This window comes from Lysobacter sp. DMC97 (genome assembly GCF_056313745.1).
In genome coordinates this window covers 24,743-46,499 of record NZ_JBQUZR010000003.1, presented here as the reverse complement: position 1 = coordinate 46,499, position 21,757 = coordinate 24,743, and the positions used below count along the sequence as shown (strand labels likewise).

The window sequence follows — 21,757 nt, the reverse complement described above, 5'->3', positions numbered from 1 at the left end:
GCAGGGGATGCCGGATCGTGCGATCGATCCGGCACCGCCGCGCTAGAACTTCATGCCGCCGCTGCCGTCCCGGACCTGCGACTGCGATTCGGACGGCGACTGCGAGGCGACCAGCGACGGCACCGGCGCGAGCCTGGCGAGGTTCACGCCTTCGGGCGTGTCCATCGCCGTCTTCCCGTCGACGGCGGCGTTGAGGCGCTCGGAGCCGGCATGCTGGCTGGCGATCATGCCGGTCTTGTCCACGCTGAGCATGACCTCGTCGATCTGCTTGAGGCCACGCGATTCCGCCTGCACCGCGAGCGCGGCCGCCAGGTTGCGCAGCTCCTGCGGCGAGTCGGTGAGCTTGTCGCGCTTGTCGTATTCGACCACCTTCTCCAGTGCCTGCGCGAACAAGGGATGGTCCTCCTGCTTCGGCACCAGCGACACCGACGATTTCGGTGCGTCCTTGTCGGCGACCAGCGGGGCGAGCGAACCGAGATCGATGCCGAGGTCGCTCAGGCTGGCCATCTGCACGGCGCCCTTGATCTCGTGCCGGCCGTCCGCGGGCAGGTTGAGCGTGCGGTGCGCCTGCAGACGGTCCGGATCGATGATGTAGCTGCGGTCCTCGAGGTTGTTGTCGGAGTGGATCTTTTCGATCCTGCCCACCAGTTCCATGCCGGTCTTGATCGCTTCCTGCCGGTACATCATGTAATCGCCGTCGATCATCTTGTCGGCGTAGTAGCCCTTCATCGCCTCGACGTTCGCGCCGTTCTTGGGCATCTGGAAGTCCTTGCCCACCTCCAGTCCCGGCTTCAGTGCGTACTTCGCCGGATCGCCGGTGACGCTGATGAAATCGCCCATGCGCAGCGGGTCCACCGCGTAGATCGCTTCCAGCTCCTTGCCCTTCCCGGCCTTGCCGTGCGTCATCACGTACGACGAGATCGCGTTGAAGCCGCCGATGTGCGCCTGGGCTTCTTCCGTCCGCTGGTGTTCGATGTACGTCGCGATCGCGGGGGTGTAGTCGCGCGGGCCCACGCTCGGCGCCGCGGCGATGCGCTGCACCTCGGGGCCCAGCATCGACGTGGCGTGGTTCTGGCCCTTCAGCGAGCGCGCATGGTCGGTCTCGTGGCCGAGCGTGAACATCAGCTCCGCGTAGGCCGAATCGCTGCCGTTGAAACGGGGCCGGACGAACATCGTGCTCGAATGGGCGTTGTAGCCGGCCGCCGCGTTGTCGCCCGGATTGTCGCTGGACAACCGGGTAAGGTAGCCATCGCGCACCGCTTCCACCATGCGCTTGTTGAGGTCCGGCGACAGCAGCAGCACGTTGCGCATGCCCTCGGCCACCTTCGCATGTTCCTTGCCGCCCTTGGCGTAGGTGTCGATCATGTCGTCGAGATCGCGCTTGGGCTTGCCGCTCGGATCGAAGAAGTTCTGCACGCCCCTGAAGAGTTCACTCATGGCGCAGGCCTCCCGCGAAGGTGCCCGTGCCGAGCGCGGCGTCGACCGCGATGCGCGTGACGCGCGGGCGGACGGTATCCGCGGCCGGGTCCTCGGCTTCCACGTTGACGCGGATCTCGACGTCGTCCCGGGTGAACACCTGCCCCCACAGCACGTTGCGCGGACCGAACACCGGGTCGCGCCGGTAGCCAGCGTCGACGAGGGCCCGGGCGACGTCGTCCAGCGCCGGCACCGACGGCGGCAAGGCCGCGTCATCCCCGCCGGAGGCGTCGTATGAGATCACCAGGCGCTTGGGCGGCGCCCCTTCGGCAGCGGGCAAGGCGCTGAGATGGCACATCCAGCCGGGTTCGAGCGGCAGGCCGAAACCGTAGCGCCCGGCGTCCGCGGGATCGTGGCGCATGGCGACGCCGGTGACGCGTTCGATGGCGCCCGGCGCGAGATCGTCCGGGCCGTGCAGGCCTGCGAGGAGTGCGAGCAGACGGGGGCCGAGTTCGGCCGTCGTCGGCTGTGGAACAGCGTGCTGCGTCGTCATCATGGGCATGTCCTTGCGCGATGAGGAAACGAAACGATGCGGGATGCGGATCTCCGCGCTGTGCATCGACCTGCGGTTCGCCGAAGTCCGATCGCCCCTGGCGATGCGGTCCGGACCATGTCCGGTCGCTGGAATCGCCGCGCCTCCGGTCACGGCGCGAGGCCGGGCAGCGACGGCCGAAGTTAAGCACACCCGGCAACGCGCGCTCAAGGAACGCCCCGGATCGAGGCCGTCGGTCACGATCCGCGATCGACAACGCCGATCGAGGCGGACAAGCCGCCCCGTCGCGCCCTCGCCCGCCGGCGACGTGGACGCGAACGAAAAACGCCGGCTTTCGCCGGCGTTTCCGTGTATCGCGAAGGCGCGGGACCTCAGTGCTTGAGGTTCTTGCGCAGGCGCTCCAGCGCGCTCAGCTGGGCGAGGCTCATCGCCAGCTGCGCCTGGGCTTCCTCGGCCGACATCTTCGGGTCCTTGTGCTCCAGCGCGCGCTTGGCTTCTTCCATCGCGGCCTTCACGGCGGCTTCGTCGATGTCCTGCGCGCGCACCGCGGTGTCGGCCAGCACGGTCACGACCTGCGGCTGCACTTCGAGGATGCCGCCGGAGATCGCGAAGTCGAGGATTTCGCCGGCCGCGGTGGTGACGACGACCTTGCCCGGCTTCAGGCGGGTGATCAGCGGCGCGTGGCGCGGCGCGATGCCGAGTTCGCCCTGCTCGCCGGTGGCGACCACGAGCGTGGCTTCACCGTGGAAGATCTCGGCTTCGGCGCTGACGATGTCGCAACGGATGGTGGCCATGGGTTTTCGGGTTCCTCATAGGGTGGGCCTCGGCCCACCGCTCTTGTCGCAACATCAAACGTTCGTGAACGTCCGATGCCTCGCAATGGTGGGCCAAGGGCCCACCCTACCGTGCAGATCAGGCAGCGAGCTTCTTCGCCTTCTCGACCGCTTCCTCGATGCCGCCGACCATGTAGAACGCCTGCTCCGGCAGGTGGTCGTACTCGCCGTCGACGATGCCCTTGAAGCCGCGGATCGTGTCCTTCAGCGACACGTACTTGCCCTTCGAGCCGGTGAACACTTCCGCGACCGTGAACGGCTGCGAGAAGAAGCGCTCGATCTTGCGGGCGCGGGCCACGGCCAGCTTGTCGTCTTCCGACAGCTCGTCCATGCCCAGGATCGCGATGATGTCCTTCAGCTCCTTGTACTTCTGGAGCGTCGACTGGACGCGGCGCGCGGTCTCGTAGTGCTCGTTGCCGATCACGTTCGGGTCGAGCTGGCGCGAGGTCGAGTCCAGCGGATCGACCGCCGGGTAGATGCCGAGCGAAGCGATGTTGCGGCTCAGCACGACGGTGGCGTCAAGGTGCGCGAACGTGGTCGCCGGCGACGGGTCGGTCAGGTCGTCCGCGGGCACGTACACGGCCTGGATCGAGGTGATCGAACCGGTCTTGGTCGAGGTGATGCGCTCCTGCAGGACGCCCATTTCCTCGGCGAGGGTCGGCTGGTAACCCACCGCCGACGGCATGCGGCCCAGCAGCGCCGACACTTCGGTACCGGCCAGCGTGTAGCGGTAGATGTTGTCGACGAACAGCAGCACGTCGCGGCCTTCGTCACGGAAGTACTCGGCCATGGTCAGGCCGGTCAGCGCGACGCGCAGGCGGTTGCCCGGCGGCTCGTTCATCTGGCCGTACACCATCGCCACCTTCGACTTCTCGTGCTCCTCGACGTTGACGACGCCCGACTCCTGCATCTCGTGGTAAAAGTCGTTGCCTTCGCGGGTGCGCTCGCCCACGCCGGTGAACACCGACAGGCCCGAGTGCTCGGTCGCGATGTTGTTGATGAGCTCCATCATGTTCACGGTCTTGCCCACGCCGGCGCCGCCGAACAGGCCGACCTTGCCGCCCTTGGCGAACGGGCACATCAGGTCGATCACCTTGATGCCGGTTTCCAGCAGTTCGGTCGACGAGGACTGTTCTTCGTACGTCGGGGCCGCGCGGTGGATTTCCCACGTGGTGTCGGCCTTGACCGCGCCGCACTCGTCGATCGGATTGCCGAGCACGTCCATGATGCGGCCGAGCGTGCCCTTGCCGACCGGCACCGAGATGGCGCGGCCGGTGTTGTCAGCGATCAGGTTGCGCTTCAGGCCGTCGGTCGAACCCAGCGCGATCGTGCGGACCACGCCGTCGCCGAGCTGCTGCTGCACTTCGAGGGTGATCTCGGTGTTCTGCACCTTCAGCGCGTCGTACACCTTGGGCACGCTCTCGCGCGGGAATTCGACGTCGACGACGGCGCCGATGATCTGGACGATCTTGCCTTGCGTGTTGGAGGTGTTCATGGTGGTTCCCGATTCGAAAATGTCGTGTTGCATGAGTTCCGATCCGTATCGTCGCGTCGTCAGACCGCGGCCGCGCCGCCGACGATTTCGGAGATTTCCTGGGTGATCGCCGCCTGGCGCGCCTTGTTGTAGACGAGGTTGAGCGTGCCGATCAGCTTGGTCGCGTTGTCGCTGGCGGCCTTCATCGCCACCATGCGCGCCGCGTGCTCCGACGCCACGTTCTCCATCACCGCCTGGTACACCAGCGATTCGATGTAGCGGGTCAGCACGTGCTCCAGCACGGTCTGCGCGTCGGGTTCGTAGATGTAATCCCAGTCGTGGTGCGCGACGGCCGTCTCCGACGCCGGCAGCGGCAGCAGCTGGTCGAACGCCGCGCGCTGGGTCATCGTGTTGACGAAGTCGTTGTAGACGAGGAAGACCTTGTCGACCTGGCCGCCGCTGTAGGCGTCCAGCATCGTCTTCACCACGCCGACCAGCTGGTCGACGTGCGGGGTGTCGCCCAGATGCGTGACCGAGGCGAGCATGCCGACGTTGCTGATGCGGCGGAAGAAGACGCTCGCCTTCTGGCCGATGGTGACGACGTCGATGCCCACGCCCTGTTCCTGCCAGCGGCGCATCTCGACGAGCAGCTTGCGGAACAGGTTGTTGTTCAGGCCGCCGGCGAGGCCGCGGTCCGACGAGACGATGACGTAGCCGACGCGCTTGATCTCCTTGCGCTCCACCAGGTACGGATGGTGGAACTCGGAGTTGGCCTGCGCGAGGTGGCCGATGACCTGCTTCATCGCGCGCGCGTACGGACGCGAGGCCTTCATGCGGTCCTGCGCCTTGCGGATCTTGGAGGCCGAGACCATTTCCAGCGCACGCGTCACCTTGCGGGTGTTCTGCACCGACTTGATCTTGGTCTTGATTTCTCTGCCGCCTGCCATCTCTTTCTTCCCGTAGGGTGGGCTTCAGCCCACCGTCGTGATTGCAAACCCGCGTCGGCGATGCGTTGCCGCGATGACGGGCCGGGGCCCGCCCTGCAACATCACCAGGAACCGGTCTTCACGAACTCTTCGATGCCGGCCTTGAAGGTGGCTTCGATCTCGTCGTTCCAGTCGCCGGTCTCGTCGATCTTCGCGATCAGCGCGCCCTGGGTGTTGGCGAAGTGCGCCTGCAGGCCGGCTTCGAACGCGAGGATCTTGTTGACCGGCACGCCGTCCATGTAGCCCTTGTCGACCGCGTAGATCGACAGCGCCTGCTGGGCGACCGACATCGGCGCGTACTGCTTCTGCTTCATCAGCTCGGTGACGCGCTGGCCGCGCTCGAGCTGCTTGCGGGTGGCTTCGTCGAGGTCCGAGGCGAACTGGGCGAACGCGGCGAGCTCGCGGTACTGGGCGAGCGCGATGCGGATGCCGCCCGACAGCTTCTTCATGATCTTGGTCTGGGCGGCGCCACCGACGCGCGACACCGAGATGCCGGCGTTCACGGCCGGGCGGATGCCGGCGTTGAACAGGTCGGTCTCGAGGAAGATCTGGCCGTCGGTGATCGAGATCACGTTGGTCGGCACGAACGCGGACACGTCGCCGGCCTGGGTTTCGATGATCGGCAGCGCGGTCAGCGAACCGGTCTTGCCCTTCACGGCGCCGTTGGTGAACTTCTCGACGTACTCCTCGGACACGCGGGCGGCGCGCTCGAGCAGGCGGCTGTGCAGGTAGAACACGTCGCCCGGGTAGGCTTCGCGGCCCGGCGGACGGCGCAGCAGCAGCGAGATCTGGCGGTAGGCCACGGCCTGCTTCGACAGATCGTCGTAGATGATCAGCGCGTCTTCGCCGCGGTCGCGGAAGAACTCGCCCATGGTGCAGCCCGAGTAGGCGGCGATGTACTGCATCGCGGCCGATTCGGACGCCGAGGCGGCGACGACCGTGGTGTACGCCATCGCGCCGTTCTCTTCGAGCTTGCGCACGATGTTGGCGATGGTCGAGTTCTTCTGGCCGATGGCCACGTAGATGCACTTGATGCCCGAGTGCTTCTGATTGATGATCGCGTCGATCGCGAGCGCGGTCTTGCCGGTCTGGCGGTCGCCGATGATCAGCTCGCGCTGGCCGCGGCCGATCGGGATCATCGAGTCGACCGACTTGTAACCGGTCTGCACCGGCTGCGACACCGACTTGCGCCACACCACGCCCGGGGCGATGCATTCGACCGGCGCGCGGGTATCGGATTCGACCGGACCCTTGCCGTCGATCGCCTCGCCCAGCGCGTTCACGACGCGGCCGAGCAGCTTCGGACCGGTCGGCACCGAGAGGATCTGGCCGGTGGTCTTGGCGGTGTCGCCTTCGCGCAGGTGCTTGTAATCGCCGAGGACCACGGCGCCGACCGAATCGCGCTCGAGGTTCAGCGCGAGCGCGGTGGTGTTGCCCGGCAGCTCGATCATTTCGCCCTGCATCACGTCGGCCAGGCCGTGGATGCGCACGATGCCGTCGGACACCGAGGTCACGGTGCCTTCGTTGCGCGCTTCGGCGGCGAGCTTGACCTTTTCGATGCGGGTCTTGATCAGTTCGCTGATTTCGGACGGGTTGAGCTGGGTGCTGGCCATGGTGGTTCCCTTGTGCCGGCGTCGCCGCCGACGATGAAATGAAAGCGTGTGTGGGACGGGCGCGTCAGTGGGCGAGCGCCGACTGCAGGCGGGCGAGCTTGCTGCGCAGCGAGCCGTCGATCACCACGTCGCCGGCGTCGATCACCGCGCCGCCGATCAGGGCCTCGTCGACCGCGGTCTCGAGCGCGACGTCGCGGCCGAAGCGGCGCTTCAGCGCAGCCTTGATCGTGTCCAGCTCCGCGGCGGGCAGCGCCGTCGCCGAGGTCACCTTCGCCTTGACGATGCGCTCGGCCTCGGTGCGCTGCTCCTCGAACAGTCCGGCGATCTCCGTCAGCAGCGGCAGGCGACGGTTGTCGGCCAGCAGCGCGAGGAAATTGCGGAAAGGTTCGGAAGCACCGTCCGGCGACAGCAGCGCGACCGCGTCGTCGCGGCCGAGCTGGGGATGACCGAGCAGCGCGTGCACGCGCGGATCCGCGGCGACGCGCGCCGCGAAGGCGAGCGCGTCGGACCACGGGGCGGCGGTACCGCTCTCGCGCGCGATCGCATAGGCGGCGCGGGCGTAGGGGCGGGCGAGCGTGAGGGCCTGGCTCATCGGAGTCTCCGTGCCGTCAGAGCTGGGCGGCGAGTTCGTCGATCAGCGCCTTGTGGGCGTTGGCGTCGATTTCGCGCTTGAGCAGCTTTTCGGCGCCCGACACGGCCAGGGCGGACACCTGCTTGCGCAGGTCTTCCTTGGCACGGTTGGCGGCGGCGACGATCTCGGCCTCGGCCACGGCCTTCTGCCGGTTGGCCTCGGCGATGGCGTCGTTCTTGGCCTGGTCGATGATCTGGTTGGCGCGCTGGTGGGCCTGCTCGATGATCTCGTTGGCCTTGGCGCGGGCGACCTTGAGCTCCTCGTTGACCTTCTCTTCGGCCTGGGCGAGGTTCTTCTGCGCGTTGTCGGCGGCGGCGAGACCGTCGGCGATCTTCTGCTGACGCTCCTCGATCGCCTTCGTCAGCGGCGGCCAGATGAACTTGACGGTGAACCAGATGAGGATCGCGAACGAGATCATCTGGCCCAGCAAGGTGATATTCGGATTCATGACGTGCCCTGCGGAAGCGAGTCCTGCGAATCGGCGCCCACCGCGGCCCGGGGCCGCGATGGACGCAAGCGGTGGCGCGGCGCCGCGACGGGCGCCGCGCTGGTGCCGATCAGCCCGCGGCGTTCTGCAGCGCGGCCAGCAGCGGGTTCGCGAACGCGAACATCATCGCGACGCCGACGCCGATCAGGAACGCCGCGTCGATCAGGCCGGCGAGCAGGAACATGCGGCCCGACAGCATCGGGACCAGTTCCGGCTGGCGCGCGGCGGATTCGAGGAACTTCGAACCCATGATGCCGATGCCGAGCGCAGCGCCGAGCGCGCCGAGACCGACGATGAGGCCGATGGCGATGGCGGTGAAGCCCTGGACGTTGGCGATGAATTCCATGGTGAACTCCGGATTGAACGAGATGGATGGGAAGCGTGGAGGGTTGAAGCGAAGATCGGGAAAGCGTGACTCAGTGGTGCTCGTGTGCCATCGACAGGTACACGACGGTCAGCACCATGAAGATGAAGGCCTGCAGCAGGATGATCAGGATGTGGAAGATCGCCCAAGCCGAGTTGATCAGCACGCCCGGGACAAAGGTGGCCCACGAGGCGAAGAGGCCGGCGATCAGCATGAACAGCAGCTCGCCCGCGTACATGTTGCCGAACAGTCGCATGCCGAGGCTCACCGGCTTGGACAGGTATTCGACGAGATTGAGGAAGAGGTTGAACGGGGCCAGGATGATGGCCATCACGCCGTGGCCGTGGAACGGGGCGGTGAACAGCTCCTTGGTGAAGCCGCCGAAGCCCTTGGCCTTGATCGAGTAGAAGATGATCAGCAGGAAGACGGTGATCGACATGCCGAACGTGGTGTTCACGTCGGCGGTCGGAACCACGCGCAGGTAGGTGTGGTGCGCGGCTTCCTCGCCGGCGGTCCAGGCGATGATCCGGCCCGGCAGGTCCAGCGGCAGCAGGTCCATCGTGTTCATGAACACGACCCAGACGAAGATCGTCAGCGCCAGCGGGGCGATGAAGCGGCGGTCGCCGTGGAAGGCGTCCTTGACCTGGCCGTCGACGAACTCGACCACGATCTCGACGAAGGCCTGGGCCTTCGACGGCACGCCCGAGGTCGCCTTGCGCGCCTGGGACCACAGCAGGAAGCAGGCCAGCAGGCCCAGGGCCAGCGAGATCACCCACGAGTCGATGTGCAGGCTGTGGCCGGCCACGTCGATCTTGTTGTGGGTCAGGTGATGGACGATGTATTCGGTCAGCCCGCCGCCACTTTTCTCAGCACTCACGCCGTCGCCCTCGTTTCCACGGGATGTCCCGCAAGGTTCGCCGCGAGGAAGTTCGCGACGCTTCGGTCACACGTTCCGTCCGGTCCGGCCCGCCCCTCAGGAGCGCAACCCGGACCTCGCGGTGAACAACACGCCGGCGGCGGCCGCGGCCGCTCCGACGAGCGCCGGCACTGCCGGCAGTTTCCACACGGCGATCGCGAGCCAGAGCCCCGCGGCCACCACGATCCATTTCGCCGCCAGCCCCAGCAGCAGCCGGCCGAACGCCATTTCCGCGCCGACCACGCTGCCCGGGAACGCGCCCCAGGCAGCCAGCGCCGTGCCGAGGGTCATCGCGGCGCCTCCGACCAACGCGGCGAGCGCGGCCGTCCCTCCGAACGTCAGACAGGCCGCGGCTGCGATCGCGACGGCCACGGCCTGGGTCAGCACCGTGCGTCGCGCCAGTCGCCGGCCCGCGGCGACAGAATTCAGCACGCGGCACCCGGGAAATTGGCGGAGACGACAGGCCGGCCCCGGCGCCGATGGCAGCCGAAAACCGTCCTGCGAAGCCGAAAAAGTATAGCAGCCGGGCATTTTCCGGGGCAACCGCGGCCATGGTCGTAGCCAGAGCCGGCCGAAGGCCGGGATTCCGCATGCAACCCCATGACGGGAAAGGACTTTCCGACGGATTTTCCGGCCGCCGTCACATTCGCGGGGGCGATCCGGGCCATCGGCGGAACTTCCGCCGCGCCTGCCGGTCTCTTCCTGCGTCCTGCGCGAGCGATGCGGCCGTCCCCCGGCGGCCCAGCAGGCCCTCGAAGCCCCGGCTCTCCCCGGCCGGGGCTTCGTCTTGTCCGCCCTCAGCCGTCAAGCGCCCAGTCGGCGGTATCCTCGGCGTGGATGCGCGCGGTGTCGAACAGCGGCACGTCGGCATCGCCCTCGCCCACCAGCAGGCCGATCTCGGTGCAGCCGAGGATCGCGCCCTGCGCGCCGCGCGCGACCAGCGCGGCGATGATGCGGCGGTAATCCTGCCGCGACGCTTCGTGCAGGCGGCCAAGGCAGAGTTCGTCGTAGATCACGCGGTGCACGCGCTCGCGATCGTCGGCACCGGGCACGAACACAGCGATGCCGGCGGCCTCGATGCGGTCGCGGTAGAACGCCTGCTCCATCGTGAAGCGCGTGCCGAGCAGCGCGACGCGATCGAGTCCCGCATCGTGCAGGCGACGCGCGGTGGCATCGGCGATGTGCAGCAGCGGCACGTCGACCGCAGCTTCGATCGCCGGCGCAACGCGATGCATGGTGTTGGTGCACAGCACGATCGCGTCCGCGCCCGCGGCGCGCAGTCCGCGCGCGGCGTGTGCGAGCAGCGCGCCCGCGTCATCCCAGCGATCGGCATGCTGCAGCGCTTCGATCTCGGCGAAGTCGACGCTGTGCAGCACCAGCTTCGCCGAATGCAGGCCGCCGAGGCGTTCGCGCACGCGCTCGTTGACGATGCGGTAGTACGGCAGCGTCGATTCCCAGCTCATGCCGCCGAGCAGGCCGAGGGTTTTCATGCAACGTTTCCGTTGATCGGTAGAGCGGCCTTCAGGCCGCTGTTCTCTGGTCTGGTTCAAAAGCAGCGGCCTGAAGGCCGCTCTACCGTAAAGCGATGGCTACTTCTTCTTCGGGATGTACAGGTCGGTGATGGTGCCGTCGAAGACTTCGGCGGCCATACCCACCGATTCGCTGAGCGTGGGATGCGGATGGATGGTGTGGCCGATGTCCTCGACCTCGCAGCCCATCTCGATCGCGAGGGCGGCTTCGGCGATGAGATCGCCTGCATGCACGCCGACGATGCCGGCGCCGATGATGCGATGGCTGGCGTCGTCGAAGATCAGCTTGGTGAAGCCTTCGGTGCGGCCGATGCCGATCGCGCGGCCCGACGCGGCCCACGGGAACTTGCCGACGCCGATCTTCAGGCCCTTGGCCTTCGCCTCGGTTTCGGTGACGCCGACCCACGCGATCTCCGGATCGGTGTAGGCGACCGACGGGATCACCCGCGCCACCCACTCCTTCTTCTCGCCCGCGGCGACTTCCGCGGCGAGCTTGCCTTCGTGCGTCGCCTTGTGCGCCAGCATCGGCTGGCCGACGATGTCGCCAATCGCGAAGATGTGCGGCACGTTGGTGCGCATCTGGCGATCGACGGCGATGAAGCCGCGCTCGCCGACGGCGACACCGGCCTTCTCCGCGTCGATCTTCTTGCCGTTGGGCGACCGGCCCACCGCGACCAGCACGCGATCGTAGGTATCGCTCGCGGGAATGCTTGCGCCGTCGAAGCTGCAGACGATGCCGGCCTTCGTCGACTTCGCCTCGACGACCTTGGTCTTGAGGTGCACGGCGACGCCCTGCTTCTTCAGGCGATCGGCGAGCGGCTTGATCAGGTCGGTGTCGGCGCCCGGCATGATCTGGTCCATGAACTCGACCACGGTGACCGCCGCGCCCAGCGCGCGGTACACCGTCGCCATCTCCAGGCCGATGATGCCGCCGCCGACGACGAGCAGCGACTTCGGCACGTCGGCCAGCATCAGCGCGTCGGTGGAATCCATCACGCGTGCGTCGTCCCACGGGAACGCGGGCAGCTTCACCGGCTGCGAACCCGCGGCGATGATGCACTGTTCAAAGCGCACGAGCTGCGTGCCGGCATCACCGACGACTTCGATCTCGTTCGGCGACACGAACTTGCCGGTGCCCTGCACCACCCGCACCTTGCGCTGCTTCGCCATGCCGGCCAGGCCCTTGGTGAGCTGGCCGACGACCTTGTCCTTGTAGCCGCGCAGCGTGTCGAGCGCGATGGTCGGCGCACCGAAGTCGATGCCGTAGTCCTTCGCGTGCGCCGCTTCGTCGATCACGTTCGCCGCATGCAGCAGCGCCTTCGACGGGATGCAGCCGACGTTGAGGCAGACGCCGCCGAGCGACGGGTAGCGCTCGACCAGCACGGTGTCGAGGCCGAGGTCGGCGCTGCGGAACGCGGCGGTGTAGCCACCGGGACCGGCACCGAGCACCAGCATCCGGCATTCGACGTCGGCCTTGCGGCCGGTGGATGCGGCGGCGGCCGGTGCGGGTGCAGCAGCTGCAGTTGCGGGCGTGGCCGCTGCCGGCGCGGCGGCAGGCGCAGGCGCCGCGCTTTCGCCCCTTCCCCCGCTCGCGGGGGAAGGTTGGGATGGGGGCTGCGACGGCGCGGCCGCATCGGCCGTTTCGAGGATCGCGATCACGCTGCCCTCGGACACCGCATCGCCGAGCTTCACGCGCAATTCCTTCACGACGCCGGCGGCGGACGACGGCACTTCCATCGTCGCCTTGTCGGATTCCAGCGTCACCAGCCCCTGGTCCTTCGCGACGGTATCGCCGACCTTCACCAGGAGTTCGATCACCGGGATGGCATCGAAATCGCCGATGTCCGGAACCTTCGCTTCGATCGTGTTCGCCATGTGTGCGCGCCTTCGGTCAGAGCAGCACGCGGCGCATGTCGCCGAGCAGCTGCGCGAGGTGGGCGGCGAAACGCGCCGCGGCGGCACCGTCGATGACGCGGTGGTCGTAGCTCAGCGACAACGGCAGCATCAGCTTCGGCTGGAACTGCTGGCCGTCCCACACCGGCTTGATCGACGACTTCGACACGCCGAGGATCGCGACTTCCGGCGCGTTCACGATCGGCGTGAAGCCGGTGCCGCCGATGCCGCCCAGCGAGCTGATCGAGAAGCAGCCGCCGCTCATGTCGGCCGGGCCGAGCTTGCCGTCGCGCGCCTTCTTCGCCAGTTCGGAGGTCTCGCGGGCGATCTCGATCACGCCCTTGCGGTCGACGTCGCGGATCACCGGCACCACCAGGCCGTTCGGCGTGTCGGCAGCGAAGCCGATGTGGAAATACTTCTTGAGCACCAGCTTCTCGCCGGTCTCGTCGAGCGAGGCGTTGAAGTCCGGGTACTGCTTCAGCAGCGACACCACGGCCTTCATCAGGAACGCGAGCATGGTCAGCTTCACGCCGGCCTTCTCGTGCTCCTTGTTGAGCTGCACGCGCAGCGCTTCGAGGTCGGTGATGTCGGCCTCGTCGTGCTGGGTGACGTGCGGGATCATCGCCCAGTTGCGGGCGAGGTTGGCGCCGGAGAGTTTCTTGATGCGTGACAGCTCGCGCACTTCGATCTCGCCGAACTTCGCGAAGTCGACCTTCGGCCACGGCAGCAGGTTGAGGCCGCCGCCACCGCCGGCCGCGGCCGGTGCGGCACCGGCGGACGCGCCGCCCTGCATCACCGACTTCACGAAGCCCTGCACGTCCTCCTTCGTGATGCGGCCGCCGCGCGCGGAGCCGGCGACGCGGGACAGGTCGACGCCGAGTTCGCGGGCGAACAGGCGCACCGCGGGGCTGGCGTGCGGCACCTTGTCCGGCAGCACCGCGTCGGCCTCGAAACGCACCGGCGGCAGGCCGGCGCCCATCGGCGCCGCGGCGGGCGCAGGCGCAGGCGCGGACACCGGTGCGGGCGCAGGCGCTGCGGCAGGCGCCGGCGCGGGTGCCGCCACGGGCGCGGGCGCGGGAGCCGGCGCAGGCGAAGGCGAAGGCGCTGCGGCGGTTTCGCCGGCGTCGCTCGGTTCGATCATCGCCACCACGCTGCCTTCGGACACGGTGTCGCCGAGCTTCACCTTCAGTTCGCGCACCACGCCGGCGAACGGCGCGGGCACTTCCATCGTCGCCTTGTCGGATTCCAGCGTCGCCAGACCCTGGTCCTTCGCGACGGTGTCGCCCACCTGGACCAGGAGTTCGATCACCGGGATGTCGGTGAAATCGCCGATGTCGGGAACGCGGGCTTCCTTCGGTGCGGTCATGGCGTGGCCTTGTGCGGGAACTCGGGGGAGGCGACGCGCAGGACGGACACGCGCGTCGCGGAGACGGGCCTATTGTGGACGGGCGGGCCGCGCACGCCAACCGCAACGGGCGGCGAAACGCCGACCGCGGCGCGTGCAGGACGGGAAAACGTATTCAGCCGCAATGCGCCGGCGTACGGTGCAGCGCACCACGCGCGGCATCACGCCGGATCGACGAAACGGATGACGTAGAAGCCGAGGCCGGCGGGATCCTCGATGCGCGCGATGCGTCCCACCTGCGGCGCATCGAACGCCGGGAACACGAGGCGTCCGCCCAGCGCCTGCGCACGCACGGCGACGGCATCGACGTCCTCGACCTGCACGTACAGCGCCCAGTGCGACGGCATCGGGCCCCATTCGGGCGTCATCGCCAGGAAACCGCCGAGCATGCCGTCGGCATTCGCGAAGATGCGGTACACCGTCGGCGGCGACGCGTGATGCGGCTGCACGGTCCAGCCGAGCACGTCGCCGTAGAAGGCCTGCGCGCGATCGAGATCGCGGGTGGCGAGTTCGGTCCAGCACACCGCGCCGGGTTCGCGCAGGGCCGCGGCGCCGGCGTGGCCGCGCGGCTGGGCGAGCAGGAACACCGCGCCTTCGGGATCGGCGCAGGCCGCGGCGCGCAGATGGCCGCCGGCCTCGAACGGCGGCACGATCACACGTCCGCCGCCCGCGACGACGCGCGCCGCCGCGGCGTCGACGTCGGCCACGCGGAAGTACACGCCCCAGCCCGGCGGCACGCCGTGCGCGCGCAGCGCATAGGCGCCCGCCACCTCGCGCCCGCCCAGCCGGAAGACGGTGTAATCGCCGGCGATCGCCGAGGCGTCCGCGGTCCAGCCGAACAGGCCGGTGTAGAAGGCGTCGGCGCCCGCAGGATCGGGCGTGGCCAGTTCGAACCAGTGCGGGGCGCCGTTCGCGTGCGCGCTGTTCATCGGTAGGCTCCTGCGGGAAGGTCGCGCCACGTTACACCGCAGGCGCGCGCCGGGCATGGTGCGCCGCCGCAGACGACGAAGCCCGGCGCGGGGCCGGGCTTCGTGCGATGCGGGACGGTGGCGGACGCGATCAGCGTTCGTCGCCGACCACGCGCAGGCCGAACACCATCGAGGCGAATGCCACGTTCTGCGAGAACCCGCTGATGTTGAGGCGGATCTTCGTCGGCTTCTTGAAGAACTCCTTCGCCTGCGCGTCGGTCAGGCCGTAGTTCTCGATCAGCGCCTGCTTGGACACGAAGCCGGCCATGCAGACGGTGGAATCGCGGGTGCGCTCGGTGACGGTCTGGCCGGCGTTGAGCGGCATGACGAGGATCTCGCTGGAGGTCATCGAGGTCAGCAGCTTGCCGCCGAACGGCACGCCGGTGGTGGGATCGATCAGCGCCGGGTTGTCGAGCACCGGGTTCTCGATCGTCAGCGTCGGGTTGTAGCGCAGGCGACCCAGCGCCGGGGTGGCGCCCGGGTTGCTGTAGGTGACGGTGAGCACCGGCGAGAACCAGTAGCACAGCAGCGAGTTCGCGGACTTCGCCGGCAGGTAGATGTGCGCGGTGTCCTCGAAGGTGAAGCTGGTGGTGGCCGGCGCCGGATTGACGACCTGGCAGTGCTCGTCCGGATCGGCCGGATCGGTCGTCGGGCAGGTGTCGCTGAGGGTTACGAAGGCGCTGGTCAGGCCCAGCCAGACCACGTTGCGGCCGAAGGAATCGACGTCGTACACGTCGTCGACGGTGGGCGCGGCCTTGGCGACGCCGGTGACCTTGGCCGCGGCGGCGCGGGCGCCGAGCGTGGCGGGCGCGGGGGCGCGCCAGCGGGGGAGATCGGAGGAGACGGCCTCGGCGATGTCGTGCTTCGACGGCGCCCGCTGCTGCGCGTAGGCGCCGAGCGAAGCGAGGGCCGCGACGACGGCGAGGCCGATCAGATGCTTGCGTTGCATGGTGGTGCGCTCCGGAGGTTGGGCCGACGGTGGGACGGCACCGACGAGAACGCAGCCCCCCGGCCGGAGCGGACAGCCCGGCCGGGGCGCATCGACCGAACGCGGCCCGGCCGCCGCGGGCGGCGGCGGCCGGCGTCGCGCACGGGTCAGTCGCCGACGACGCGCAGGCCGAACACCATCGACGCGTTGGAGATGTAGCGCGTGCTGCCGGTGATGTTGAGCTTCACCGTCATCGGGTTGGCCATGAAATCGTCCGCCTGCGCCGGGGTCAGGCCGTAGTTCTCGACCAGCGACTTGTAGCTGATGAAGCCGGCCATGCAGACGTTGGAATCGCGCTCGCGCTCGTTGAGGGTCACGCCGGCTTCCAGCGCCTGCTGCACGGTCTCGCTGGAGGTCATCGAGGTCTGCAGCACGCCGCCGAACGGCACGCCGGTGGTCGGATCGATCAGCGAAGGATCGGCCAGCACCGGGTTCTCGATGGTCAGCGTCGGCACGAAGCGCAGCTGGCCGATCACGCGGCTCGCGGTCGGGTTGCTCCAGGTGTAGGTCAGCACCGGCGAGAACCAGTAGCACAGGATCGAGTTGCTGGCGTACTTCGGCAGCTTGATGCGGGCGGCGTCGTTGAAGGCGAAGCTGGTGGTGGCGCCCGGCGTGGTGTTGAGTTCCTGGCAGTACTCGTCCGGCGTGGTCGGCTTGGGGCAGCCGCTCTGCACGTTGATGAAGGCGCTGGCCAGGCCCAGCCAGCGGACGTTGCGGCCGAAGGAATCGACGTCGTAGACCTCGTCCGTGGTCACCGGGTACAGCGGCGGGGCCAGCTTGGTGGCGACAGCGGTACGCCCGGCCGGCGCGATCTTGCCCTGGGCGGCGCGCTTGGCCAGCAGGCGCTGCTGGGCGTAGTTCTGCAGGTCGGCGGCCACGCCGCGCGGCGGATCGGCACGCAACGGGGCCCGGGACTGGGCGGCATAAGCCACGGCAATGGTGCCGGCGGCGGCCAGGCCGAGGACGAGGGCGGACTTGGCGAACGGAAGCTTGCGGGACATCGGCGGAACTCCGGAGGTCGGTGGGATGGCGTGACAACCGGAGCAATACGCAGGACGGGCGGCGGGGCGGACAGCCGCTCAGGGGTGTTCGGCCTCCAGGTGCACCCGCTCGCGGTGCAGCAGGTACAGGCCGCTGGCGACGATGATCCCCGCCCCCACCCAGGTGATGCCGTCCGGCAGCACGTGCCACAGGCCGAAGTCGAGCAGCACGCCCCACAGCAGCGCGGTGTACTCCAGCGGCGCGATCGACGACGCCTCGCCGAGGCGGAAGGCCTCGGTCACGAAGTACTGGCCCAGCGCCCCGGCCAGGCCGACGCCGGCGATGATCCACAGGTCCGACGCCGCCACCGGCACCCAGTGCGGGAGCGCCAGCGCGCCCGACCCGGCGGCGATGCTGACCAGCAGCCACACCACCATCGCCTGGCTGCTGTCGGTGCGGGTCAGCACCCGCACGGTGATCGCCGACACCGCGTAGCCCAGCGCCGACACCAGCACCGCCAGGCCGGCCAGGGTCAGCACGCCCTCGCCGGTGGGCCGCAGCACCACCATCACGCCGAGGAAGCCGACCGCGATCGCCGCCCAGCGCCGCGGCCCGACGTGTTCGCCCAGCACCGGCACCGACAGCGCGGTGATCATCATCGGCGCCACGAAGAACAAGGTGTAGGCGGTCGACAGCGGCAGCGTGCGCAGCGCGTAGACGAAGGCGACCATCATCAGCACGCCCAGCGCGCCGCGCAGCAGGTGCAGCGGCCAGCGGATGCGCAGCAGCCGCCCGGGCCCCACCGTCGCCAGCGCCCAGACCAGCACGAACGGCAGCGACGACGCGCCGCGCAGCGAGGCCACCTGGAACGGCGGATACCGCGCCGACAACAGCTTCAGGCCGGCGTCCATCAGCGCGAACGCGCCGACGGCGGCCAGCATGCGCAGGGCCGCCGCCCAGGGATGACGGGCGGGAACAGGGGGAGAGGACATCCGCACAGGATGCCCGCCGCCGACACCCCGCACCACCCCGCCACGATGGAACACCGTATCCGCCCGGCCTGCCGGCGGCCGGTTCGCCGTTCTACACTCCGCCGGTCCGCCCGACCTGCCCGTCCCGATCCGTTTCCTGCCGGAGCCCCGCCCCATGTCGCCGAATGCCGCGCGCGCGCTGTCGCTGTCCTGCCTGCTGTCCTGCCTGCTCGCGTTGCCCGCCTGCAAGCGCGAGGCCCCGGCGCCCGAGGCCGCCGCGCCCGCCGCAGCCCCGATGACCGCCCCCGCCGCCGAACCCGCGCCGGCCCCCGCCGCACCCGCCCCGGCCGCCGACTTCGACCCGGCCAGCGTCCCCGAGAGCACCGCCACCCTGCCGCCGTTCCCGTTCTTCGCGATCCCCGAGGGCATGGAAAGCACCTACGACGAGAAGGACAAACTGGTGAACTTCGACCGCCAGTTCTTCCTCGCCGGCGGCAAGGCCGTGCCGGTGGAGGGAAAGATCTTCCACGACCGTTTCAATCTCGCCGGCGGCAAGCGCACGTACACCGAGACCGAATTCCTGCGCAATTACGAGAACGCCGCGCTGGCGCTGGGCGCGAAGAAGATCAACGACACCCAGTACACCTACCCGGTGATGGACGCCGCCGGCGGCCGCGACGCGCTGGAGAAGGTCAACTATGCCGCGCCGCAGGTGCCGGACTACCACCACGACACCTACCTGCTGCGCCAGGGCGGCAAGGAATGGTGGATCGACGTCAGCACCGGCGTGTTCCCGGTCCACGGCTTCGTCGTCGTGCTGGAGAAGGAAGGCATGAAGCAGTCGCTGGGCTTCCTCGACGCCGCGGCGATGAAGCAGGCGATCGACAAGGACGGCCACGTCGCGCTGCACATCAACTTCGACACCGACAAGGCGACCCTGCGCCCGGATGCGCAGCCGATCGTCGAAGAGATCAACAAGCTGCTGGCCGCCGATCCGGCGCTGAAGCTGTCGATCGAAGGCCACACCGACAACACCGGCACGCCGGCGCACAACAAGGACCTCTCCGCCGCCCGCGCCCGCAGCGTGCTGGGCGCACTGGTCGGGCTGGGCGTGGACCCGGCGCGGCTGGCGTCGCAGGGCTTCGGCCAGGACAAGCCGGTCGCCGACAACGGCACCGAGGACGGCCGCGCGCAGAACCGGCGGGTGGAGCTGGTGAAGCGCTGACCGTCGGGCGGGCCTTGGCTCGCCGTTGCGGCCCGGACGATCCGTAGGGCGGGCCCTGGCCCGCCGTTGCAGCTTTTCCAATCGCCGCGCAAGGTGATTGGAACCGCTTCGATCATCGTTCGAGACAATCCGATACGCCGCGATGGCGGGCCAAGGCCCGCCCTACATCGGCTAACCTGTGCGCCCCACGACCTGCGCACATCGCCATGCCCTCCTTCGACATCATTTCCGAAGTCGACGTCCACGAACTGACCAACGCCGTCGACCAGGCCAACCGCGAACTGGCCAATCGCTTCGATTTCAAGAACGTCGACGCCAAGTTCGTGCTCGACGACAAGCTGATCACGCAGTCCGCGCCCAGCGAATTCCAGCTGCAGCAGATGACCGAGATCCTGCGCGCCCGGCTGATCGCGCGCAGCATCGACGCGCGCTGCCTCGAATTCGCCGACATCGAGACCAACCTCGCCGGCGCGCGCCAGAAGATCACGGTCAAGCAGGGCATCGAGCGCGACCTCGCGAAGAAGATCCAGACCGCGATCAAGGACGCCAAGCTCAAGGTCGACTCGCAGATCAACGGCGACAAGCTGCGCGTCACCGGCAAGAAGCGCGACGACCTGCAGGCCGCGATCGCGCTGCTGCGCGGCCAGACCTTCGAGCGACCGCTGCAGTTCGACAACTTCCGGGATTGAGCGTGGACTCCGCAGCGACCGGCGACGCCCCCGAAATCGCCGCCACCCGCCGCTGGCTGGAACGCGCGGTGATCGGGCTGAACCTGTGCCCGTTCGCCAAGTCGGTGCACGTCAAGCAGCAGGTGCGGTTCGTGCTCAGCGACGCCGAACTCGAAGACGATCTGCTGGAGGAACTGGCCGAGGAACTGCTGCGCCTGCGCGACACGCCGGCGGACGAGATCGACACCACGCTGCTGGTGCATCCGCGCGTGCTGACCGACTTCCTCGACTACAACGACTTCCTCGACCGCGTCGACATGGTGGTCGAGGCGCTGGACCTCGAAGGCGTGCTGCAAGTCGCCAGCTTCCATCCGCAGTACCAGTTCGCGGACACCGAGCCCGACGATCCGGGCAACGGCACCAACCGCGCGCCGTACCCGACCCTGCACCTGATCCGCGAGGCCAGCCTCGATCGCGCGGTCGCGGCGTATCCCGACCCGGACGCGATCGTGCAGCGCAATCTGGAGACGATGGCGCGCCTCGGCCTCGACGGCCTGCAACGGCTGCTCGACGCGGAGTGATGCGCGACGCGGCGCGCGGCGTGCGCTACGCTAACGCGACCAGCGCGTAGGCCTCGGCCAGCGACGCGGCGATGCGATGCCCCAGCGCGCGCGTCGTGTCGTCCGGTGGCACGAGGTCGGGCACCTGGATCGGCGTCATCCCCGCCGCGAGCGCAGCGCGCACGCCGACCGACGAATCCTCGAACACCACGCAGCGCGCGGGGTCGACGCCGAGCGCGGCCGCGGCCTTGAGATAGCCTTCGGGCGCCGGCTTCGGGCGTTCGACGTCGCTGCCGGTGACCACGATCTCGAAGTAATGTGCGATCCCGCAGGTCGCGAGCTTCTGCGTCGCGCGTTCGCGCCGCGTGGAGGTGACCACCGCGCGCGGCAACGCACGACGCGCCACGTCGTCGAGCACGTCGCGCACGCCGGGCATCAGCGGCAGGCCGGCATCCACGCGTGCGTGGTAGCGGACATAGCAGCCCTGCTGCAGCGCGCGAACCTCGTCCGCTTGCAGCGTCTGCCGCATCAGCGCGACGCAGTCGGTGTCGTGCAGGCCGATCATGCGCATCCACAGATCGCCTTCGACCGACAGCCCGAGCTCGGCCGCGGCCTCGCGCCAGCAGGCGAGGATCGCGCGTTCGCTGTCGATCATCAGCCCGTCCATGTCGAACAGCAGCGCCGCGGGCGCGAACGGCAGGCCATGCGGGCAGGAGGCGGGCGTCATCCCGCGATGATAGCAAGCGCCCCCGCCCTGCCCTGCGGTGGCGCCCGCTCAGCGGGTGCGGACCGGATAGCTGCAGTTCGCGTAGAACACCTTGCAGTGCTGGGTGTGCTCGGCGCAGGCGCTCAGCGCCAGCTGCGAGGCGTCCTCGAGGTCTTCCGAATTCGCGGTGTTGTAGTAGTCGTCGCCCCAGGCAATCACGCCGCACTGGTTGTCGTAGGACACCTCGATGCGGCAGGTCCTGCCACCGCCGTTGCGGCGGCACGCCTTCAGCGCGGTCTTCTCGGCGGCGGAACGGCTCTTCATGTCGCTGGCCACGCCGATCCCGCCCGCCGACACCTGTGGGTCGATCGCGATCGCGCCCCAACGCGTTTCCCAGACCGGCCCGGACGGCACGGCATAGTCCTCGGGCGGCAGATCGGCGCAGTACGGAATGCCGTCGCCCAGATCCGGGCCGGAACCGATCCGGCATTGCGCGTGCGCAGCGCCGGCGACGAGCAGGCAGGCCGCGAACGCGAAGAAGCGACGGCGCGCAGACGTGTACGTGCGGGCAACGCGTGGGGGCATCACGA

The 21,757-nt window shown here is 68.8% G+C and carries 23 protein-coding genes; 3 read left to right on the top strand and 20 right to left on the bottom strand.

The features are described 5' to 3' along the window. Positions 1 to 42: 42 nt before the first annotated feature. From ACT53Q_RS06355 to ACT53Q_RS06270, 18 genes are all read right to left on the bottom strand, one after another. The gene (locus ACT53Q_RS06355) at positions 43 to 1,437 is read right to left on the bottom strand and encodes an XVIPCD domain-containing protein (RefSeq protein WP_476185827.1); all 1,395 of its coding nucleotides are present in this window, start codon (positions 1,435 to 1,437) and stop codon (positions 43 to 45) included. After that, positions 1,430 to 2,209 (bottom strand): hypothetical protein, encoded by a 780-nt coding sequence (locus ACT53Q_RS06350; RefSeq protein ID WP_476185826.1) that lies wholly within the window; start codon positions 2,207 to 2,209, stop codon positions 1,430 to 1,432. The genes ACT53Q_RS06355 and ACT53Q_RS06350 overlap by 8 nt, the downstream gene beginning before the upstream one ends. Positions 2,210 to 2,340: 131 nt before the next feature. Beyond that, entirely contained in the window at positions 2,341 to 2,763 is a 423-nt protein-coding gene (locus ACT53Q_RS06345; protein ID WP_476185825.1) for a F0F1 ATP synthase subunit epsilon, read from the bottom strand. A gap of 118 nt (positions 2,764 to 2,881) precedes the next feature. After that, positions 2,882 to 4,297 (bottom strand): F0F1 ATP synthase subunit beta, encoded by a 1,416-nt coding sequence (gene atpD / locus ACT53Q_RS06340; RefSeq protein ID WP_476185824.1) that lies wholly within the window; start codon positions 4,295 to 4,297, stop codon positions 2,882 to 2,884. Between the two features lie 59 nt (positions 4,298 to 4,356). Next, a complete protein-coding gene (gene atpG / locus ACT53Q_RS06335; RefSeq protein ID WP_476185823.1) occupies positions 4,357 to 5,223 on the bottom strand; it encodes a F0F1 ATP synthase subunit gamma in 867 nt (288 codons plus the stop codon). 101 nt (positions 5,224 to 5,324) lie between these two features. Next, positions 5,325 to 6,875 carry a F0F1 ATP synthase subunit alpha gene (gene atpA / locus ACT53Q_RS06330; RefSeq protein ID WP_476185822.1) on the bottom strand — a complete coding sequence of 517 codons (1,551 nt, stop codon included), beginning with the start codon at positions 6,873 to 6,875 and terminating at the stop codon, positions 5,325 to 5,327. 64 nt (positions 6,876 to 6,939) lie between these two features. After that, positions 6,940 to 7,467: a F0F1 ATP synthase subunit delta gene (locus ACT53Q_RS06325; protein WP_476185821.1), complete on the bottom strand. Its 528-nt coding sequence runs from the start codon at positions 7,465 to 7,467 to the stop codon at positions 6,940 to 6,942. A 16-nt stretch (positions 7,468 to 7,483) separates the two neighbouring features. Next, on the bottom strand, positions 7,484 to 7,954 hold the full coding sequence (locus ACT53Q_RS06320) for a F0F1 ATP synthase subunit B (RefSeq protein ID WP_476185820.1): 471 nt from the start codon (positions 7,952 to 7,954) through the stop codon (positions 7,484 to 7,486). Positions 7,955 to 8,063: 109 nt separating this feature from the next. Further along, complete coding sequence (gene atpE, locus ACT53Q_RS06315) at positions 8,064 to 8,339, bottom strand: F0F1 ATP synthase subunit C (protein ID WP_476172664.1); 276 nt, start codon at positions 8,337 to 8,339, stop codon at positions 8,064 to 8,066. A 70-nt stretch (positions 8,340 to 8,409) separates the two neighbouring features. Next, entirely contained in the window at positions 8,410 to 9,234 is an 825-nt protein-coding gene (gene atpB, locus ACT53Q_RS06310; protein ID WP_476185819.1) for a F0F1 ATP synthase subunit A, read from the bottom strand. A 96-nt stretch (positions 9,235 to 9,330) separates the two neighbouring features. Next, positions 9,331 to 9,660, bottom strand: coding sequence for a hypothetical protein (locus ACT53Q_RS06305; RefSeq protein ID WP_476185818.1), 330 nt, complete (start codon positions 9,658 to 9,660; stop codon positions 9,331 to 9,333). Between the two features lie 410 nt (positions 9,661 to 10,070). Then, positions 10,071 to 10,763: an aspartate/glutamate racemase family protein gene (locus ACT53Q_RS06300; protein ID WP_476185817.1), complete on the bottom strand. Its 693-nt coding sequence runs from the start codon at positions 10,761 to 10,763 to the stop codon at positions 10,071 to 10,073. A gap of 99 nt (positions 10,764 to 10,862) precedes the next feature. Then, positions 10,863 to 12,677, bottom strand: a complete 1,815-nt coding sequence (gene lpdA, locus ACT53Q_RS06295; RefSeq protein ID WP_476185816.1) for a dihydrolipoyl dehydrogenase — start codon at positions 12,675 to 12,677, stop codon at positions 10,863 to 10,865. A gap of 16 nt (positions 12,678 to 12,693) precedes the next feature. Further along, a complete protein-coding gene (aceF, locus tag ACT53Q_RS06290) occupies positions 12,694 to 14,061 on the bottom strand; it encodes a dihydrolipoyllysine-residue acetyltransferase (RefSeq protein ID WP_476185815.1) in 1,368 nt (455 codons plus the stop codon). 200 nt (positions 14,062 to 14,261) lie between these two features. Next, complete coding sequence (locus tag ACT53Q_RS06285; protein ID WP_476185814.1) at positions 14,262 to 15,029, bottom strand: VOC family protein; 768 nt, start codon at positions 15,027 to 15,029, stop codon at positions 14,262 to 14,264. A 130-nt stretch (positions 15,030 to 15,159) separates the two neighbouring features. Next, positions 15,160 to 16,017 (bottom strand): hypothetical protein, encoded by an 858-nt coding sequence (locus tag ACT53Q_RS06280; RefSeq protein WP_476185813.1) that lies wholly within the window; start codon positions 16,015 to 16,017, stop codon positions 15,160 to 15,162. A 146-nt stretch (positions 16,018 to 16,163) separates the two neighbouring features. Next, the gene (locus ACT53Q_RS06275) at positions 16,164 to 17,057 is read right to left on the bottom strand and encodes a hypothetical protein (RefSeq protein WP_476185812.1); all 894 of its coding nucleotides are present in this window, start codon (positions 17,055 to 17,057) and stop codon (positions 16,164 to 16,166) included. A gap of 78 nt (positions 17,058 to 17,135) precedes the next feature. Continuing rightward, entirely contained in the window at positions 17,136 to 17,978 is an 843-nt protein-coding gene (locus tag ACT53Q_RS06270) for a DMT family transporter (protein ID WP_476185811.1), read from the bottom strand. A gap of 205 nt (positions 17,979 to 18,183) precedes the next feature. On the opposite strand from ACT53Q_RS06270, the gene ACT53Q_RS06265 reads away from it, so the two are divergent. From ACT53Q_RS06265 to ACT53Q_RS06255, 3 genes are all read left to right on the top strand, one after another. Next, positions 18,184 to 19,233, top strand: coding sequence for an OmpA family protein (locus ACT53Q_RS06265; protein ID WP_476185810.1), 1,050 nt, complete (start codon positions 18,184 to 18,186; stop codon positions 19,231 to 19,233). A gap of 206 nt (positions 19,234 to 19,439) precedes the next feature. Next, complete coding sequence (locus ACT53Q_RS06260; RefSeq protein WP_476172674.1) at positions 19,440 to 19,922, top strand: YajQ family cyclic di-GMP-binding protein; 483 nt, start codon at positions 19,440 to 19,442, stop codon at positions 19,920 to 19,922. A gap of 2 nt (positions 19,923 to 19,924) precedes the next feature. Beyond that, a complete protein-coding gene (locus tag ACT53Q_RS06255) occupies positions 19,925 to 20,482 on the top strand; it encodes a DUF1415 domain-containing protein (RefSeq protein ID WP_476185809.1) in 558 nt (185 codons plus the stop codon). Between the two features lie 25 nt (positions 20,483 to 20,507). Here ACT53Q_RS06255 and ACT53Q_RS06250 read toward each other — a convergent pair whose 3' ends face one another. Together ACT53Q_RS06250 and ACT53Q_RS06245 are read right to left on the bottom strand one after the other, a co-directional pair. Further along, a complete protein-coding gene (locus ACT53Q_RS06250) occupies positions 20,508 to 21,188 on the bottom strand; it encodes an HAD family hydrolase (RefSeq protein ID WP_476185808.1) in 681 nt (226 codons plus the stop codon). A 48-nt stretch (positions 21,189 to 21,236) separates the two neighbouring features. Further along, positions 21,237 to 21,752 carry a DUF4189 domain-containing protein gene (locus ACT53Q_RS06245; RefSeq protein ID WP_476185807.1) on the bottom strand — a complete coding sequence of 172 codons (516 nt, stop codon included), beginning with the start codon at positions 21,750 to 21,752 and terminating at the stop codon, positions 21,237 to 21,239. Between the last annotated feature and the right edge of the window lie 5 nt (positions 21,753 to 21,757).

Bases quoted from the DNA above. Each gene is read 5' to 3' on its own strand.
- atpG (WP_476185823.1), bottom strand. From the start codon at position 5,223: ATGGCAGGCGGCAGAGAAATCAAGACCAAGATCAAGTCGGTGCAGAAC.
- ACT53Q_RS06245 (WP_476185807.1), bottom strand. From the start codon at position 21,752: ATGCCCCCACGCGTTGCCCGCACGTACACGTCTGCGCGCCGTCGCTTC.
- aceF (WP_476185815.1), bottom strand. From the start codon at position 14,061: ATGACCGCACCGAAGGAAGCCCGCGTTCCCGACATCGGCGATTTCACC.
- ACT53Q_RS06275 (WP_476185812.1), bottom strand. From the start codon at position 17,057: ATGTCCCGCAAGCTTCCGTTCGCCAAGTCCGCCCTCGTCCTCGGCCTG.
- ACT53Q_RS06270 (WP_476185811.1), bottom strand. From the start codon at position 17,978: ATGCTGGCCGCCGTCGGCGCGTTCGCGCTGATGGACGCCGGCCTGAAG.
- ACT53Q_RS06320 (WP_476185820.1), bottom strand. From the start codon at position 7,954: ATGAATCCGAATATCACCTTGCTGGGCCAGATGATCTCGTTCGCGATC.
- ACT53Q_RS06355 (WP_476185827.1), bottom strand. From the start codon at position 1,437: ATGAGTGAACTCTTCAGGGGCGTGCAGAACTTCTTCGATCCGAGCGGC.
- ACT53Q_RS06345 (WP_476185825.1), bottom strand. From the start codon at position 2,763: ATGGCCACCATCCGTTGCGACATCGTCAGCGCCGAAGCCGAGATCTTC.
- atpA (WP_476185822.1), bottom strand. From the start codon at position 6,875: ATGGCCAGCACCCAGCTCAACCCGTCCGAAATCAGCGAACTGATCAAG.
- ACT53Q_RS06285 (WP_476185814.1), bottom strand. From the start codon at position 15,029: ATGAACAGCGCGCACGCGAACGGCGCCCCGCACTGGTTCGAACTGGCC.
- ACT53Q_RS06265 (WP_476185810.1), top strand. From the start codon at position 18,184: ATGTCGCCGAATGCCGCGCGCGCGCTGTCGCTGTCCTGCCTGCTGTCC.
- ACT53Q_RS06260 (WP_476172674.1), top strand. From the start codon at position 19,440: ATGCCCTCCTTCGACATCATTTCCGAAGTCGACGTCCACGAACTGACC.
- ACT53Q_RS06250 (WP_476185808.1), bottom strand. From the start codon at position 21,188: ATGACGCCCGCCTCCTGCCCGCATGGCCTGCCGTTCGCGCCCGCGGCG.
- ACT53Q_RS06300 (WP_476185817.1), bottom strand. From the start codon at position 10,763: ATGAAAACCCTCGGCCTGCTCGGCGGCATGAGCTGGGAATCGACGCTG.
- atpD (WP_476185824.1), bottom strand. From the start codon at position 4,297: ATGAACACCTCCAACACGCAAGGCAAGATCGTCCAGATCATCGGCGCC.
- lpdA (WP_476185816.1), bottom strand. From the start codon at position 12,677: ATGGCGAACACGATCGAAGCGAAGGTTCCGGACATCGGCGATTTCGAT.
- ACT53Q_RS06280 (WP_476185813.1), bottom strand. From the start codon at position 16,017: ATGCAACGCAAGCATCTGATCGGCCTCGCCGTCGTCGCGGCCCTCGCT.
- atpE (WP_476172664.1), bottom strand. From the start codon at position 8,339: ATGGAATTCATCGCCAACGTCCAGGGCTTCACCGCCATCGCCATCGGC.
- ACT53Q_RS06325 (WP_476185821.1), bottom strand. From the start codon at position 7,467: ATGAGCCAGGCCCTCACGCTCGCCCGCCCCTACGCCCGCGCCGCCTAT.